At 72.5% G+C, this 16355-nt stretch carries 17 protein-coding genes; 12 read left to right on the top strand and 5 right to left on the bottom strand.

What is annotated here, in order from left to right:
• Positions 1-87: 87 nt before the first annotated feature.
• The 5 genes from Nocox_RS26455 (at position 88) to Nocox_RS44015 (ending at position 6048) form a co-directional block, all read left to right on the top strand.
• Entirely contained in the window at positions 88-1938 is a 1851-nt protein-coding gene (locus Nocox_RS26455; RefSeq protein WP_020547539.1) for an AMP-dependent synthetase/ligase, read from the top strand.
• 80 nt (positions 1939-2018) lie between these two features.
• A complete protein-coding gene (locus Nocox_RS26450) occupies positions 2019-3380 on the top strand; it encodes a hypothetical protein (RefSeq protein ID WP_026215233.1) in 1362 nt (453 codons plus the stop codon).
• Positions 3381-3495: 115 nt separating this feature from the next.
• Positions 3496-3987, top strand: coding sequence for a hypothetical protein (locus Nocox_RS26445; RefSeq protein WP_157383497.1), 492 nt, complete (start codon positions 3496-3498; stop codon positions 3985-3987).
• Between the two features lie 179 nt (positions 3988-4166).
• Complete coding sequence (gene moaA, locus Nocox_RS26440) at positions 4167-5156, top strand: GTP 3',8-cyclase MoaA (protein WP_026215234.1); 990 nt, start codon at positions 4167-4169, stop codon at positions 5154-5156.
• Positions 5157-5160: 4 nt separating this feature from the next.
• Entirely contained in the window at positions 5161-6048 is an 888-nt protein-coding gene (locus Nocox_RS44015; protein WP_020547542.1) for an NTP transferase domain-containing protein, read from the top strand.
• 316 nt (positions 6049-6364) lie between these two features.
• Here the strand turns inward: Nocox_RS44015 and Nocox_RS26430 are convergent, their stop codons facing one another.
• Positions 6365-6679, bottom strand: coding sequence for a DUF3099 domain-containing protein (locus Nocox_RS26430; RefSeq protein WP_020547543.1), 315 nt, complete (start codon positions 6677-6679; stop codon positions 6365-6367).
• A gap of 99 nt (positions 6680-6778) precedes the next feature.
• Here Nocox_RS26430 and Nocox_RS26425 point away from each other — a divergent pair, with 99 nt between their 5' ends.
• Positions 6779-6991, top strand: coding sequence for a dodecin (locus Nocox_RS26425; RefSeq protein WP_020547544.1), 213 nt, complete (start codon positions 6779-6781; stop codon positions 6989-6991).
• 66 nt (positions 6992-7057) lie between these two features.
• Here Nocox_RS26425 and Nocox_RS26420 read toward each other — a convergent pair whose 3' ends face one another.
• Complete coding sequence (locus Nocox_RS26420) at positions 7058-8434, bottom strand: metallopeptidase TldD-related protein (protein WP_020547545.1); 1377 nt, start codon at positions 8432-8434, stop codon at positions 7058-7060.
• The gene (locus tag Nocox_RS26415; protein WP_020547546.1) at positions 8431-9924 is read right to left on the bottom strand and encodes a TldD/PmbA family protein; all 1494 of its coding nucleotides are present in this window, start codon (positions 9922-9924) and stop codon (positions 8431-8433) included. Before Nocox_RS26415 ends, Nocox_RS26420 begins: the two co-directional genes overlap by 4 nt.
• A 77-nt stretch (positions 9925-10001) precedes the next feature.
• On the opposite strand from Nocox_RS26415, the gene Nocox_RS26410 reads away from it, so the two are divergent.
• Together Nocox_RS26410 and fabI are read left to right on the top strand one after the other, a co-directional pair.
• Positions 10002-10697 (top strand): beta-ketoacyl-ACP reductase, encoded by a 696-nt coding sequence (locus Nocox_RS26410; protein ID WP_020547547.1) that lies wholly within the window; start codon positions 10002-10004, stop codon positions 10695-10697.
• 1 nt (position 10698) lies between these two features.
• Positions 10699-11463 (top strand): enoyl-ACP reductase FabI, encoded by a 765-nt coding sequence (gene fabI / locus Nocox_RS26405; protein WP_020547548.1) that lies wholly within the window; start codon positions 10699-10701, stop codon positions 11461-11463.
• 38 nt (positions 11464-11501) lie between these two features.
• On the opposite strand, the gene Nocox_RS26400 is transcribed toward fabI, so the two are convergent.
• A complete protein-coding gene (locus Nocox_RS26400) occupies positions 11502-12377 on the bottom strand; it encodes a hypothetical protein (RefSeq protein WP_020547549.1) in 876 nt (291 codons plus the stop codon).
• A 136-nt stretch (positions 12378-12513) separates the two neighbouring features.
• Positions 12514-13461 (bottom strand): aldo/keto reductase, encoded by a 948-nt coding sequence (locus tag Nocox_RS26395; protein WP_020547550.1) that lies wholly within the window; start codon positions 13459-13461, stop codon positions 12514-12516.
• A gap of 197 nt (positions 13462-13658) precedes the next feature.
• Here Nocox_RS26395 and Nocox_RS26390 point away from each other — a divergent pair, with 197 nt between their 5' ends.
• The 4 genes from Nocox_RS26390 to Nocox_RS26375 are packed head-to-tail and all read left to right on the top strand — an operon-like array spanning position 13659 to position 16346.
• On the top strand, positions 13659-14345 hold the full coding sequence (locus Nocox_RS26390) for a histidine phosphatase family protein (RefSeq protein ID WP_020547551.1): 687 nt from the start codon (positions 13659-13661) through the stop codon (positions 14343-14345).
• 9 nt (positions 14346-14354) lie between these two features.
• Complete coding sequence (locus Nocox_RS26385; RefSeq protein ID WP_020547552.1) at positions 14355-14903, top strand: DUF3090 domain-containing protein; 549 nt, start codon at positions 14355-14357, stop codon at positions 14901-14903.
• Entirely contained in the window at positions 14900-15664 is a 765-nt protein-coding gene (locus tag Nocox_RS26380; protein ID WP_020547553.1) for an SCO1664 family protein, read from the top strand. Before Nocox_RS26385 ends, Nocox_RS26380 begins: the two co-directional genes overlap by 4 nt.
• Positions 15665-15695: 31 nt before the next feature.
• Positions 15696-16346 carry an NRDE family protein gene (locus Nocox_RS26375; RefSeq protein ID WP_020547554.1) on the top strand — a complete coding sequence of 217 codons (651 nt, stop codon included), beginning with the start codon at positions 15696-15698 and terminating at the stop codon, positions 16344-16346.
• Positions 16347-16355: the final 9 nt, after the last annotated feature.

The following is a 16355-nucleotide window of genomic DNA, read 5'->3' as shown; positions in this document are numbered from 1 at the left end:
TCTTCCTCCGCAAGGTCTTGCCGCTGTCCGGCCGGTGTGGTGCGATGCAAGCCATTCATGCAAGTGAATACTGACTGGAGGCGCGCCATGGCCGAAGTCCTCGAGGTCCGGGCCGAGATCGAGCAGCAGATCGCCGGCCGTACCGTCTGCGGGCAGCTCGCCGAACTGGCCGAGCGGCACCCCGACGCACCCGCCTACTCCGACCCCGGCGACCCCGACTCCGGCGAGGAATGGCGCACGCTCACCTACGCCGAGGCCAGGCAGCGCGTCCTGGAGATCGCGGCCGGCTTCGCCGCCCTCGGCCTGGAGCGCGGCGAGTCCGTCGCGGTCATGATGGTCAACCGCAGCGAGCACGTCCTCGCCGACCTCGGCGCCGTGCACGCCGGGGGAGTGGGCTGCACGATCTACGGGACGTTCGCGCCCGAGCAGATCGAGTTCGTCGCCGGCGACGTCGGCGCCCGCTTCGCCGTCCTCGGCGGCCCCGCCGAGCTGGCCCGCTGGCAGCCGGTGCTCGACCGCCTCGGCGGCCTGCAGAAGATCATCATGCTGGAGGGCGCCCCCGGCGACGACGAGCGCTTCATGGCCTGGACGGACTTCCTGGAGCTCGGCCGCGCCCGGCTCGCCGCCGCCCCCGCCGCCGTCGAGGAGCGCCTGCGCGCCGTCACCGCCGACGACGTCGTCACCGTCCTCTACACCTCCGGCACCACCGGGATGCCCAAGGGCGTCCCGCTCACCCACTCCAACGTCTTCTACGAGGTCGCCGCCACCGACCGGCTCACCTCGCTGCCGACGCTCGGCACCCAGATCTCCTACCTCACCTACGCCCACATCGCCGAGCGCATCCTCAGCCTCTACCTGCCGCTGGTGAAGGCGTCCCACGTCTACTTCTGCACCGACCTCGCCAACCTCGGCGCCACGCTGGGGCAGGTCCGGCCGATGATGTTCTTCGGGGTGCCGCGCGTGTGGGAGAAGATGATGGCCCGCCTCCTCGCCGTGCTCGCCGGCCAGCCCGAGGAGCAGCAGGCCGCGGTGCGCGAGGCCATGGCCGCCGGGCGCGCGTACGTCGAGGCCGGCCAGTACGGCCACACCGTCACGCCCGAGATCCAGGCGGCGTACGAGAAGGCCGACGCCGCCCTGTTAGGGCTCATCCGCGGCATGATCGGCTTCGACCGCGCCGAGTGGACCGCCACCGGCGCCGCCCCCCTCCCGCCCGAGGTGCAGAACTTCTACGCCGGCCTCGGCCTCAAGGTCATCGACGTGTACGGCATGACCGAGACCACCGGCGCCTTCACCGGCAACAGCCCCGCCTGCTACCGCCTCGGCACCGTCGGCAGGGCCGAGCCCGGCGTCGAGGTCCGCATCGCCGAGGACGGCGAACTGCTCACCCGCAGCCCGCTCAACACCCGCGGCTACCTCAACCGCGCCGAGGCCACCGCCGAGCTCATCGACGCCGACGGCTGGCTGCACACCGGCGACATCGGCAGCGTGGACGACGACGGCTTCTACCGCGTCGTGGACCGCAAGAAGGAGCTCATCATCACCGCCGGCGGCGAGAACATCTCCCCGGCCGAGATCGAGAACCACCTCAAGCAGCACCCGCTCATCGGCCAGGCGCTCGCCTACGGCGACCGGCGGCCCTACCCCGTCGCCGTCCTCACCCTCGACGCCGAGGTCGCGCCCGGCTGGGCGCAGGCCCGCGACATCACCTACGGCTCGCTCGCCGAGCTCGCCGAGCACCCCGACGTGCTCAAGGAGGTGGAGGCCGCCGTCGAGGCCGCCAACACCAAGCTCGCCCGGGTGCAGCAGGTGAAGAAGTGGGCGCTGCTCGGCACCGAGTGGACCGCCGAGACCGAGGAGCTCACCCCCAGCCTCAAGCTCAAGAGGCGGATCATCCACACCAAGTACGCCGACGTCATCGAGGGTCTCTACGCCGGCTGATCCCGTCTTTCCCGGGCTTTGCCCATCGAGGCGTGTGTCGAGGGTTTGGCCATGACCGGGCGGTTCCTACCGTCTCGGTCATGACCAGAGGACTGCTACTCGCCTCGCTCGCGGCGGGGACGCTCGTGGCTCCCGCGTCCGCGTCCACCGCCACCGCGACCGCGTCTACCACCGCCGTGTCCACCACCGCTTTGTCCACTGCCGCCGCGTCCACCGTCGGCGCCGTGCCCGGGGCGGCTCTGCCCGCCGCTCCGTTCTCGCCTCCGTCCTCCGCCGAGGACGGGCCCGTCATCCGCGCCATCGACGTGCGGCCCGCCGAGCCGGTCGCCGGCCCGCGCGGATCCGTCCGCCTGGTGATCGACGTGATCGCCAAGGGGACGCGGGGCAGGAACGGCGTCACCGTCGAGGTCGAGCCCGGCGCTCCGCCCGGCCCGGTCCTGGCCTCCAAGCCGTTGCCCGCCGAGCCGCCCACCGTCCACACCCCCGCCGAACCACCCGAACCCCAGTCCCCGACCGACCCGACCCAACCGGACTCCCCGGCCGGGCCGGTGAAGCCAGGGTCCCCAGGCGGGCCGGTGAAGCCAGGATCCCCAGGCGGGCCGACGGAGCCGGGGTTCCCAGGCGGGCCGCCTGAGCTGGACGATCCAGAAGAGCCGCCGGCGCTGGACGACCCGCCGACGACGCCCGACGCGACCGCTCCCGCGCCACGGCCGACCCCGGCCCTGGCCCCCGCGCTCCGCCCGGCGGGCCTGCCCACGGGCCATGCCGCGGCCCGTTTCCAGCACCCCGTCCCGCTCGAACATCCCGCGTTGCTCCAGCGCTCTGTCCCGCTCCAGCGTCCCGCCTTGCTCCAGCGCTCTGTCCCGCTCCAGCGTCCCATCCCGTTCCAGCCCTCCGCCGGGCACGCGGGCGCGGGGACGCACATGGGCGGCGGCCTCCCGCGCGCCCGCGCCGTCGTGCCGGGGCAGGGCGCGCGGCGGCCGGCCGACGGCTGGGAGACCTGGCGCTTCCTTCCCGACAAGAAGCTCAGCCGCTACTACCCGACCGGCGCCTGGACGGTGACCGCCACCGCCCGCGGCAAGGGCGGCAGGACCGTCACCGAGTACGCCGCCTTCCAGTTCCGCCGCGCGACCCGCCTGTCGCCCCTCCACGCGGAGAAGTCCGGGTCCGGCGGCGGCTCGGTCCGCGTACGCGGCTCGCTGACCCGCGTCGACCCGCGCGGCCTGACCGACTACGGCCCGTTCGGCGGGCAGCGCCTGGAGGTCCTGTGGCGTCCGGACCTGACCTCCGCGTGGCAGCGCGTCGGCGAGACCGTCACGGACGCCGCGGGCGGCTTCGAGACCACGGTCGGGGGCCGGACGAAGGGCTACTGGCGCGTCCGCTTCCCAGGAACCGGCCACTACGCCTCAACCACCTCCAGATCCCGACGAATCGCCCCATAGGGCGCTTGTTGCCGAACTGTGATCTCCTTTGCCGCAACTTTTCTTGACCTTTACGAGTCAATGGTTGACGTGTCCCGCTTCGGGGCGCGTACGTGACGGGGAAGGAATCATGAAGATGCGACGAATCGCAGCCGGTCTGGCGGCGGCCGCCCTGGGCGCCACGGTGCTCGCCACCGCGGCCACGCCCGCGTTCGCGGACGAGCCGGACCCGGACTTCGTCGGCGGCAACACGAGCCTGGCGCTCGACGCCAACCCCGAGCCCGCCTGGCGCGGCAAGCCGATCCGCCTCGACGGCAAGCTGTCGGTGCAGTGCGAGGAGGACTACATCAGCGGGTTCGTGCAGGTGCTCCACTCCGACACCTGCAAGAAGCAGGAGCGCTGGCACCGCCTGGCCTGGAAGCGGATCGTGATCCTCTTCCGCCCGAACGGCACCGGCAAGTGGGAGTACGTCGAGACGGTCAGGACCGGCCGCGACGGCAACTTCCACACCCGCGTCCCGGCCCGTACGTCCGGTACCTGGCGCGCCGTCTTCGAGGGCGCCAGGTACCTGGAGCCGTCGGAGGCCACCGACTACGTCAAGGTGATCGGCCGCCGCCACCACCACTGAGGCGCGGCCCTCACCACTCCGGACGCCCGGCATCGCGCAATCGGCCGGGCGTCCGGCGTTCCAGGCCGGAATCAGGCCGAAGCCGCGAATGTTGTCGTGCGGTGACAAGGTGGTTTTGAGTATGGCCGGAACCACGTCGTAGGCTGGCTCCCTGGCGATCGAACTGGAGGTGACGCCCCGTGTTGCGAGACTCGTTCGGACGGGTGGCGACGGATCTTCGGGTGTCCCTCACGGACAAGTGCAACCTGCGCTGCACCTACTGCATGCCTCCCGAAGGTCTCGACTGGCTGCCGAGCGCCCAGCTCCTCACCGCCGACGAGATCGTCCGCCTGGTGGGCGTCGGCGTCGAGCGCCTGGGCGTCACCGAGGTCCGCTACACCGGAGGCGAGCCGCTGCTGCGGCGCGAGCTGGTCGACATCGTGGCCCGCACGGCCGCGCTGGAGCCCCGCCCGCAGATCTCGCTGACCACCAACGGCATCGGCCTCGCCCGCCTGGCCGAGCCGCTGGCCGCCGCCGGGCTCGACCGCGTCAACGTCTCCCTCGACACCCTCGACGCCGCCACGTTCAAGCGCCTCGCCCACCGCGACCGGCACGCCGACGTCATCGCCGGCCTCGCCGCCGCCGACCGCGCTGGGCTCCGCCCGGTCAAGATCAACGCGGTGCTCATGCGCGGCGTCAACGAGCACGAGGCGGTCCCGCTGCTGCGCTGGTCGCTGGAGCAGGGCTACGAACTGCGCTTCATCGAGCAGATGCCGCTCGACGCGCAGCACGGCTGGAGCCGCGAGGCCATGGTCACCGCAGACGAGATCCTCGGCCTGCTGTCGGAGGCGTTCGACCTGACGCCGGACGACCAGGAGGAGCGGGGCAGCGCGCCCGCCGAGCGCTTCCTGGTCGGTGGCGGGCCCGCGCGGGTCGGCGTCATCGGCTCGGTCACCCGCCCGTTCTGCGGCGCCTGCGACCGCGTCCGGCTGACCGCCGACGGCCAGGTCCGCAACTGCCTGTTCGCGACCGAGGAGTCCGACCTCAAGTCGGCGCTGCGGGCCGGCGCCACCGACGAGGAGCTCGCGGCGCGGTGGCGGGCCGCGGTCGCCCGCAAACGCGCCGGCCATGGCATCGACGACCCGTCCTTCCTCCAGCCCTCCCGCCCGATGTCCGCCATCGGCGGCTGACACCGTGCCCACCGCGGGCCCGCCGCCCGCCGCCTCCGGACGGGGCTCAGGCGGCGGGGAGCCGTCCGAGGCGCCGGGGCCGTCCCTGGCGGCCCCGGGCACGGGCTTCGACGCGGTGGTGCTGGCCGGGGGAGAGGCGAGGCGGCTCGGCGGGCGGGACAAGCCGGGCATCACCGTCGGCGGCCGGTCGCTCGTCGCGAACGTCGTCGCCGCCGCGTCCGGCGCCCGCCGCACGATCGTGGTCGGTCCTGAGCGTCCCCTCCCCGGCGTCCGGTTCGCGCGCGAGGACCCGCCGGGCGGCGGGCCCGTCCCCGCCCTCGCCGCCGGTCTGGCGCACGTCACCGCTCCCTGGGTGGCGCTGCTCGCCGGAGATCTGCCGTTCCTGACGGAGGCGCACGTGAGGGCGCTGCTGGAGGCCGCCCCGCCGGGCGCGGGCGCGGTGATGGTGGACGACGGCGGGCGGGAACAATGGCTGGCGGGCGTCTGGCCGGTCACCGAGCTGAGGAGCGCGCTCGCCGGTTACGCCGGCCGCTCGCTCCGCGGCCTGCTGGCCCCCCTGGTCGGCGCGCGCCTGACGCCGCCAGGGCGCCCCTGGTTCGACTGCGACACGACCGACGACCTTGAGGAGGCTCACATGCACGTGCTCAACGAATGGACGGCCCTGGCCTGCGAGGAGCTGGGCATCGACCCGGCCGCCGTGGACCGCGACCAGATCCTCGACCTCACCAAGGAGGTCGCCCACGGCGTGGCCCGGCCGGCCGCGCCGCTGACGGCGTACCTGCTGGGGCTGGCTCAGGGAGCGGGCACCGCCCCGGAGGACGCCGTCGCCAAACTGACCACTTTGGCGAAGAACTGGCCGGCGGCGGCCGGCGGGACGCTGACAGATGGCTGACACTCGAACGAACTCTTGAAGTCAAGCCCGCTCCCGCCTGAAGATTTCCTGTGAATAACGGGACAGGCGGGAGTGAAAACGATTTCGGGAAAGCAGCCCTATCGGACCGCCCCGGCGCCGCCGTTCTAGATCATCCGCCGATGCGGGTTTGTCCAGGAAAAGGGCGATGCCGGGTGGTTACGGGGGCAAACCACCCGGCATCGCTTCATCGGCGTTCCGACGGGGGCCCGGAACGCCGGCACCAGCGCTCCGACGGGGGACCGGAGCGCTTGGCTAAAGCGTACACCTACAACCCATGGGATGCGTCAAGACTTAGTCACGACCCGATCTCGCGTCGATGCAGCGGTATCTCGCTTTGGTTAGCCTCAGGGTCCTGAAAGGCCGGGGGCGGGGCAGGTTCGCCCCTCTCATTGGCCCCGATTACCGCTATGTATGGCAAAAACACGGCGCCGGCGATGAACAGCAGCCTGAACGGCCACGGCACGGGCACCACCACCGCGAGGACCAGGCAGACCGTGCGGATGCCCATCTGGACGAGGTATCTCACCTCACGCCGGTGGATGTCCGCCGTCAGCGACGGTTTGGCGTCCGTGACCTGGTGGACGTCCGGGTTTCTGCGCCACCGCTTCATACCTTCCACGGTAGACCTCGGGCTGCGTGCTCGCGACGGCGGACCGGGGCGGCGGAGGGGGTCATGCGATCATGGCCTTGGGGTAAGGAGGAGAGGGATATGTCGGATCGAACGTACCGGGTCACCGAGATCGTCGGGACCTCGGGAGAGAGCGTCGACCAGGCCATCCGCAACGGGATCAGGCGGGCCTCGGAGACGCTGCGGCACCTGGACTGGTTCGAGGTGACGGAGATCCGCGGCCACATCGACGCGGGGGAGGTCGCCCACTTCCAGGTGGGCATGAAGGTCGGCTTCCGCCTGGAGGACGCCTGAGCGGCACGCTGAGCGCCGCCCACGGCCCGGCAGGGCCGGGGGCGGCGGCCGTCCGGCCCCTGGGGCTCAGCTCGCCTGGCTCACCGTGGACATGTTGAAGTCGGGCACCCGGACGGCGGGCATGATCGTCCGCTGGAAGTAGTCGTTCCACTCGCGCGGCAGCGTCCGCCCCTCCGCGCCGACCTCGGAGATGCGGCCGAGCAGGTCGACGGGGCTCTCGTTGAAGCGGAAATTGTTGACCTCGCCCACGACCTCGCCGTGCTCCACGAGGTAGACGCCGTCACGGGTCAGCCCGGTGACGAGCAGCGTCTGGGGATCGACCTCCCGGATGTACCACAGGCAGGTGAGCAGCAGCCCGTGCCGCGTGCCCGCGATCATCTCCTCCAGCGACGGCGACGGCCCGCCGCCGGGCCCGCGCAGGATCAGGTTGTCGACGGCCGGCGTCACCGGCAGCCCGCTCAGCTCGGCCGAGTAGCGCGTCTGGTGCAGCGCCTCCAGCCGCCCGTCCCTGATCCAGTCGGTCGGCCCCAGCGGCAGCCCGTTGTCGAAGACCGAGCTCTGCCTGCTGGAGGCGTGCGCCGTCACGAACGGCGCGCACGCGATGCCCTCCGCGCCCGGATCGCTCGACAGCGTCACCGGCAGCGTGCCGAGCCGCTCGCCCACGCGGGTTCCCCCGCCGGGCCTGGCGAACACCGACCGCCCGTCCAGCGCGTCGCGCGCCCCCGCCGACCAGAACAGGTAGATCATCAGGTCGGCCACGGCGCTCGGCGGCAGCAGCGTCTCGTAGCGGCCCGCCGGCAGGTCCACCCGGTTCTTCGCCCACTCCAGCCGCTGGGCCAGCGACGCGCCGAGCGCGGCCACGTCGACGTCCGTGAAGTCCTGCGTGGACACGCCGGTCCAGGCCGACCGCTTGAGGTCGCCCGACTTGGCGTTGAGCTCCAGGCGGCCGGTCGGCTGGTCGTGCCGCAGCCGCACGCCCGTGGACGTGCCGAGGAACGTCGAGGTCATCCGGTGCTCGGCGAAGCCGTAGAGCCTCCTGCCGCCCGCCTCGGCCGTCGCGAACGCCTCCCCGAGCGCGGGCGCGAACGCCTCGAACACCCCGATGTCGGTGGGCCGCACGTCCTCGTCCCAGTGGGCGGAGGCGGGGCCCGCCTCGACGAGCGGGCGCGCGTCCTCGGCGGGCCTGGCGTCCCTGGCCGCCGCGTCGGCCGCCGCCACGACATCGGCGAGCTGCTCCTCGCGCACCGCCGCCCGCGACACCACGCCGGCCCGGTCGCCCGCGATCGAGATCACCGTGAGCCGGGACGAGCGCGCCACGCCGTTGGTGGTCAGCGTGTTGCCCGCGAAGCGCAGGTTGGCCGTGGACCCCTCGTCCACGAGCACCACGCAGCCGTCGTTCGTGGAGAGCGCCAGGGCCCTTTCCACCATCTCCTGGGGAGTCACTTCCCGCCCTCCTGCACGGTGTTGAGGATCCGCACGCCCCTGAACAGCGCGGACGGACATCCGTGGCTGACCGGGGCGACTTGCCCGGGCTGGCCCTTGCCGCAGTTGAACGCGCCGCCCAGCACGTACGTGCCCGGCCCGCCCACCGCCTCCATCGACTGCCAGAAGTCCGTCGTCGTCGCCTGGTAGGCGAAGTCCCTGACCTGCCCCGCCAGCTTGCCGTGCGCGATGCGGTAGGCCCGCTGGCCGGTGAACTGGAAGTTGTAGCGCTGCATGTCGATCGACCAGCTCTTGTCGCCGACGATGTAGATGCCCCGCTCGACCCCGGCGATCAGCTCGTCGGTGCCCGGCCCGTCCGGCGCGGGCTGCAGCGAGACGTTGGCCATGCGCTGGATCGGCATGTGCCCGGGCGAGTCGGCGAAGGCGCACCCGTTGGAGCGCCCGAACCCCTTCATCAGCGCCATCCGCCGGTCGAGCTGGTAGCCGACGAGGATGCCGTCCTTGACGATGTCGAAGCTCTGCCCCCGCACGCCCTCGTCGTCGTAGCCGACGGTGGCCAGGCCGTGGGTGACGGTGCGGTCGCCGGTGACGTTCATCAGCGGCGAGCCGTAGACCAGCTCGCCGAGCTGGTCGAAGGTGGCGAAGCTGGTGCCCGCGTAGGCCGCCTCGTAGCCGAGCGCCCGGTCGAGCTCGGTGGCGTGGCCGATCGACTCGTGGATGGTCAGCCACAGGTTGGACGGGTCGATCACGAGGTCGTGGTCGCCCGCCTCGACCGACGGGGCGGCGAGCTTCTCGGCCAGCAGCTCGGGCAGCCGGGCCAGCTCGCCCTGCCAGTCCCAGCCGGTGCCCGTCAGGTATTCGTAGCCGCGCCCGACCGGCGGCGCGATCGTCGACATGTCGTCGAAGCCGCTCTCGCCCGCCTTCATGGCGTTGAGCCGGGGATGCAGCCGCACCCGCTGCTGCGTGGTCACCGTGCCGGCCGTGTCGGCGTAGAACTTCTGCTCCTTGACCTGCAGCAGCCGCGCCGAGACGTGGTCGGCCCCCTTGAGCAGGCCCGCCGACCAGTCGGCCAGCAGGGCCACCTTGTCGGCCGACGGCACCTCGAACGGGTCCACCTCGTAGGACGACACCCACACCGCCTCGGCGTGCACCGGCTCGGGCGCCAGCTCGATCGGCTCCCTGTTGATCGGCGCCGACACCTCCGCCACCCGCACCGCCTGCTCGGCGACCCGCGCCGCGGCCTCCGGGGTGAGGTGGATCCCGGCGGCGAACCCCCACGTGCCGCCCTTGACGACGCGCACCGCGTAGCCGAGGTCGTCGGCGTCCATGGCGCCCTCCAGGCGGGCGTCGTAGAGGCTCAGCGTCTCGGCGCGGACGCGTTCGAGACGGAAGTCGGCGTGCTCGGCGCCGAGGTCGCGAGCGCGTTGCAGGGCGGCGTCCGCGAGCTGCCGAAGCGGCAGCTCCAGGAAATCGGCATCGATCTGGCGCATGTCCACGATCCTAACCCTGCGATCTTGTCTCACCCGGACAACCGGATACCGGCCGGTAGGGGATAGCGTCTGGTGTCATGGCACGCTCTGTACTCGTCACCGGGGGCAACCGAGGCATCGGCCTCGCGATCGCCCGTGAACTCGCCGCGGCAGGCGACGCCGTCGCGGTCACCTATCGATCGGGGGAGCCTCCCGAGGGCCTGTTCGGCGTGCGCTGCGACGTCACCAGCACCGACGACGTCGAGGCCGCCTTCGACAAGGTCGAGGCCGAGCAGGGCCCGGTCGAGGTGCTCGTCTCCAACGCGGGCATCACCAAGGACACGCTGCTGGCGATGATGAAGGAGGACACCTTCACCGACGTCATCGACACCAACCTCACCGGCGCCTACCGCGTCGCCAAGCGCGCCATCCGGCCCATGATGAAGCTCAAGCGCGGTCGCATCGTGCTCATCTCCTCCGTCATAGGCCTGTCAGGACAGGCGGGCCAGGCCAACTACGCGGCCTCCAAGGCGGGCCTGGTCGGCTTCGCCCGCTCCCTGGCCCGCGAGTACGGCTCCCGCAACATCACGGTCAACGTGGTCTCGCCCGGTTTCGTCGCCACCGACATGACCTCGGGGCTCGACCAGGACAAGATCGTGGCCAACATCCCCCTCGGCAGGCAGGCGGCCCCCGAGGAGATCGCGCGCGTCGTCCGCTTCCTGGCGAGCGACGACGCCTCCTACATCACCGGAGCCGTGATCCCGGTCGACGGCGGACTTGGAATGGGGCACTGACGTGGGCATTCTCGACGGCAAGCGGATCCTCGTGACGGGCGTGCTCACCGACGCCTCGATCGCCTTCTCGGTCGCCAAGCTGGCCCAGGAGGAGGGCGCGACGGTCGTGCTGACCGGGTTCGGGCGGCTCAGCCTGGTGGAGCGCATCGCGAAGCGGCTGCCCAGCACGCCGCCGGTGCTGGAGCTCGACGTCCAGAACACCGAGCACCTCGACACGCTGGCCGACCGGGTCGGCGAGCACGTCGACGGCCTCGACGGCGTGGTGCACTCGATCGCCTTCGCCCCGCAGACCGCGCTCGGCGGCAACTTCCTCAACACGCCGTGGGAGGACGTCTCCACGGCGGTGCAGATCTCGACGTACTCCTACAAGTCGCTGGCCGTGGCCTGCCTGCCGCTCATGAAGGAGGGCGGCGCGGTGGTCGGCCTCGACTTCGACGCCTCCAAGGCGTGGCCGGTCTACGACTGGATGGGCGTGGCCAAGGCCGGCCTGGAGTCGTGCAACCGCTACCTCGCCCGCGACCTCGGCAAGCACGGCATCCGGGTCAACCTCGTGGCGGCCGGCCCGCTGCGCACGATGGCCGCCAAGTCGATCCCGGGTTTCAAGGAGTTCGAGGACAGCTGGCCGGACCGGGCCCCCCTCGGGTGGGACCTCGCCGACACGGTGCCGGCCGCCCGCGCCTGCGTGGCGCTGATGTCCGACTGGTTCCCCGCCACCACGGGCGAGATCGTGCACGTCGACGGCGGCGTCCACGCCGTCGGCGGCTGACCCGCGCCGCTGTCACCGACGGCCGCCGGGGCCCCGCGTCAGGCGAGGCGCTGGCGGCTGCCGCCGCCCACGCGGGCCGGCTCGAACGGGATCGACTCGACCGGCTCGGTGCGCTGCCGCCGCTGCTGCACGATGCGCGTGGCCAGCACCGCCGAGCCGAGCAGCGCGATCGTCAGCACGGTGCCGAGCACGTCGGAGGCCGGGGGAGTGGGCCGCACCACCCGCTGGTCCTGGAGCGGCACGGTCAGCTCGCGGGCGAACGGGTTGGGCCACAGCAGCTCCACCCGGGGCTCCTCGGGATCGGCGGTGGAGCGGGAGCTCTCCTCGTTCTCCTCGCGGGCGTCGTCATCGGCGGGGCGCGGGCGGGCGCTCCACGGAGGCGAGGCGGTCACGGCGGGGACGGCCGGCCCGGAGGTCGGCGAGGTGGTCGCCGTGGCGGCCGGCTTCTTCTTCTCCGAGGGCTGGGACGGACGTTCGCGCTGCGGCGGCGCCGAGGTGGTCGTGCCGGACCGCGGGACCGGCTCGCCGGCGCAGGCGACCGGCGTGTCGCACCCGTCGTCCTCCTGGCCGTGGGACCTCGCCGTGCGGGTGGCGTCCGGCGAGGGCGACGCGGCGTTACCTGAGCCGGTCGGCCGCCCGGTCGGCACGACCTCGCCGACCCGGCCGAGCAGCTCGTCGGTGGTCTTCTCCACGGGCCGGGTCACCGGGTCGGTGACGCCGCCCGTGAGCGCGTCCACGGTGCCCGTGAGCGTGCCCACCACGTCGCACAGGGTGTTGGTCACCCCCGACAGCAGCCCCCCGTCCCGCGTGCAGTCCTGGGCGCCGGCCGTCGCCGCCACGGCGGGCGCCGCCCCGGGGACGGCCACCAGTGCCACCGCGAGAACTCCGGCCGAGATCGCGGTTCTGCTCCCCATCCGTCCCCTCCTGCGTCGCTTACGAGGAAAATCTTGATGGACGCCGCCCGCGGGCGCACGTGTTCGGCAGAGGAAGTTGCGATTCGGTATCGACTAGTGATACGCGAGAGAGCTTCTTGTTCCCGCCGGTCGCGGGTCAGTCGAGCGACGACACGTCGTCCAGGGCCTCCCGGATCTCGATCGGGAGCACCACCTCCTCGGCCGGGAGCACGCCCTTGAGCTGCGCATGCGTACGCGCCCCCACGATCGCCGAGGCCACGCCCGGCTGGTCGCGCACCCACGACAGCGCCACGGCCAGCGGCGAGACGCCGAGCCCGTCCGCCGCGGTCATCACCGCCTCCACCACCGCGCGCGAGCGCTCGTCGAGGTAGGGGCGGACGAAGTCGGCGAAGTGCGGCGTCGCGGCGCGCGAGTCGGCCGGGATGCCGGTGCGGTACTTCCCGGTCAGCACGCCCCGGCCGAGCGGGGACCAGGCCAGCACCCCGACCCCCAGGTGCGCCGCGGCGGGCAGCAGCTCGCGCTCCGGCTCGCGGGCCAGCAGGCTGTACTCGGCCTGCGCCGAGGTGATCGGGATGCGGCCGGGGATCGACTTCTGGGTGACCGCGGCGGCGGCGAGCTGCCAGCCGGTGTAGTCGCACACGCCGGCGTAGACCGCGCGGCCGGAGGAGACGATCGCGTCGAGCGCGGCCAGCGTCTCCTCCAGCGGCACCTCCTCGTCGTACGTGTGGAGCTGCCACAGGTCGACGTAGTCGAGCCCGAGGCGGTTGAGCGAGTCGTCGACCGCGGCGATGAGATGGCGCCGGGAGGCGTCGCGCGGGCGGCGCCCGTTGGGGGTCACCACGGCCTTCGTGGAGATCACGAGCTCCGAGCGGGGCGCCGACTCGCGCAGCAGCCTGCCGAGGAGCCGCTCGGCGTCGCCGCCGGTGTAGACGTCGGCGGTGTCCACCAGCGTGCCCCCGGCGTCGAGGAACGTGCGGAGCTGGGCGGCCGCCTCGTCCGCGTCGGTGTCACGACCCCAGGTCATCGTGCCGAGCCCCAGCCGGGACACCGACAGGCCGCTGCGGCCGACATAGCGCTGCTCCATGATCCCGCCAGGTTACCGCCCGGGTGGCCGCGACGTCCTGATAGACGCCGCGCACGGCACGGACGCGCCTTCCCCGGCGGCCTTTCCCCGGCGCCCGGCCCCGGCCGCGTTCCCGGCCTCGACGCCGCGTTCCCGGCCTCGACGCCGGTTTCGACGCCGGTTTCGACACTGTGATCGAGAGCTGCGACACTTGCCGGGTGACCACGCTGCTTCTGGCCCGCCACGGGCTGACGGACCTCACCGGCCCGGTGCTGGCCGGCCGGACTCCGGGCGTGCGGCTGAGCGAGGCGGGGCGGGCCCAGGCCGAGGCGCTCGCGGGGCGCATCGCCGGCGTCCGGCTCGACGCCATCGTCTCCAGCCCGCTCGAACGCTGCCAGGAGACGGCCGCGGCGGTCGCCGCGGGCCGCGACCTCCCTGTGCGGACCGATGAACGTTTCATCGAGTGCGGCTACGGCGAGTGGACCGGCCGGCCGCTGAAGGAGCTCGCCAAGGAGCCGCTGTGGCAGGTCGTGCAGGCCCATCCGAGCGCGGCGGCGTTCCCCGGCGGGGAGTCGGTGGCGGCCATGCAGCACCGGGCCGTCACGGCGGTCCGGGAGTGGAATCATCACCTGGGGGAGAAGGCTGTCTACCTCGTCTGCAGCCACGGCGACGTGATCAAGTCGATCGTCGCCGACGCTCTGGGGCTGCATCTTGATCAGTTTCAGCGGATAACGGCTGATCCGGCGGCCCTCACCGTCATTCGCTATGCACCCTTGCGTCCCTTTGTTCTCAGGCTCAACGATATGGGGGAATTGCGGCTTCCCGAGGATTCGGAGGAGAAAGACGGGGGAGAAAATCACACCGGGAGCGATGCCGCCGTCGGCGGTGGACCCGGAACCACGTAAGGTCAGGCTATGCCGGTCTTCGACTACGACCCACCGGAGAGGTTCGTCGCAGGCGCCCTGGGGCAGCCGGGCGCGCGGGTCTTCTATCTGCAGGCCAGGGCCGAGGGCAGACTGACCACGGTGGCGCTGGAGAAACTGCAGGTCGCGGCGCTCGCCGGCCGGCTCGACGAGCTCCTCGACGAGGTGCTGAGGCTCAGCGGGGGCACCGCCCACGTGCCCGCGGTGGCGCCGGCCGACCTGACCGACGACGCCCCGCTCGACGTGCCCCTGGCGGAGGACTTCCGGGTCGGCACGATGGCGCTGGCGTGGGACGCCGAGCGGTCGCAGGTGGTGATAGAGGCGCAGGAGGTCGTCGACGAGGAGGATCTCGACGGCCCCGATCCCGCGGTGCTCCGGGTGCGGATCAGCGCGGGCGCCGCGCGCGCGTTCACCAAACGGGCGTTGCAGATCGTCTCGGCGGGCCGGCCGCCGTGTCCCCTGTGCGGGCAGCCGCTCGACGCCGCGGGGCACGTCTGCGTCCGCCTCAACGGATATCGCGGGGGTGAGGCGGCTTCATGACCGCTCCGGAGAGCGAACCGGCCGTCAAGCCGTCCAATCCGCCGGGCATGAACGAGGAGGAGGCCCTCGCGCTGCTGCGCGACGGCCGGCTTGAGGTGGCGGGCCGCCTGGTCGAGGCCACCAACATGACGCTCTACTGCTCGGTCACGCTGGGCGAGCGCACGGCGGCGTGCGTCTACAAGCCGGTGCGCGGCGAGCGCCCCCTGTGGGACTTCCCCGACGGCACGCTCGCCGCCCGCGAGGTGGCCGCCTACGAGGTCTCCCAGGCCACCGGGTGGCGCATCGTGCCGCCCACCGTCTACCGCGAGGGCCCGTTCGGCCCCGGCATGTGCCAGCTCTGGATCGACACCGAGCGCGAGATCGACCTCATGCGCCTGGTCAAGAGCCGCAACCCCGTCGTGCGGCGGATGGCGGTCTTCGACGCGGTGGTCAACAACGCCGACCGCAAGGGCGGCCACCTGCTGCCGCTGCCCACGGGCCACGTCTACGGCGTCGACCACGGCGTGTGCTTCTCCGTGGAGGACAAACTGCGCACCGTGCTGTGGCAGTGGCGCGGCAAGCCCCTCTCCCGCGAGGCCGTCGCGGTGCTGGCCAAGCTGGAGCGCGACCTGGAGTCGGGCACGCTCGGCCGGCGGCTGCGCGAGCTGCTCACGCTCGCCGAGGTGGAGGCCACCTGGCAGCGGGTGCGGCGGCTGCTCGACACCGGGGTGCACCCCTACCCGTCGGAGGGCTGGCCCGCCGTCCCCTGGCCCCCGATCTGACCGACATTCCGGCATTTACTACCCTTTGCCCATGTGCACGCTGATCGTACGGACGGGACACCCGCTCACCCTCATGGGCGTGCGGGACGAGTTCACCGACCGCCCCTGGGAGGGGCCCGGGGAGCACTGGCCGGACTACCCCGGCGTGGTCGGCGGGCGCGACCTCAAGGCCGGCGGCACCTGGCTGGCGGTCAACCAGGCGGCCCGGCGCGCCGCCGCCCTGCTCAACGGCCGAGGCAAGGCCGCCGCCGAGCGGACCAAGGTCTCGCGGGGCGATCTGGCGTTGCGGGCGGCGTACACAGGGGAGGGACCCCGCGGCGACCTGTCCCGCTACGACCCCTTCCACCTGGTGCTGGCCACGCTCGGCGGAGTCCGGCTGTTCAGCTGGGACGGCGAGCGCCTGACCACCACCGACCTGCCGGACGGCACCAGCATGGTGGTCAACGAGGGCCTGGACCCGACCGGACCGCGCGTGCTGGCGCACCTGCCGCGCTTCCGGGCGGCCGGGACCTGGCGGGACCTCGTGGCCGCCGAGCCGTCGGCCGACCCCGGCGCGCTCATCGTCCGGCACGAGCTGCCCGACGGGCGCATCTTCGCCTCGTTGTCGGTGATGGAGGTTGCACTGTCACCGGACGAGGTCACGTACGACTTCATCGACCTGACCGCGGAAACGGACGGATAGGCTCAAAGG

It is taken from the genome of Nonomuraea coxensis DSM 45129, assembly GCF_019397265.1.
In the GTDB taxonomy this organism is placed as follows: domain Bacteria; phylum Actinomycetota; class Actinomycetes; order Streptosporangiales; family Streptosporangiaceae; genus Nonomuraea; species Nonomuraea coxensis.
This window is presented reverse-complemented; position numbering and strand designations above follow the sequence as displayed.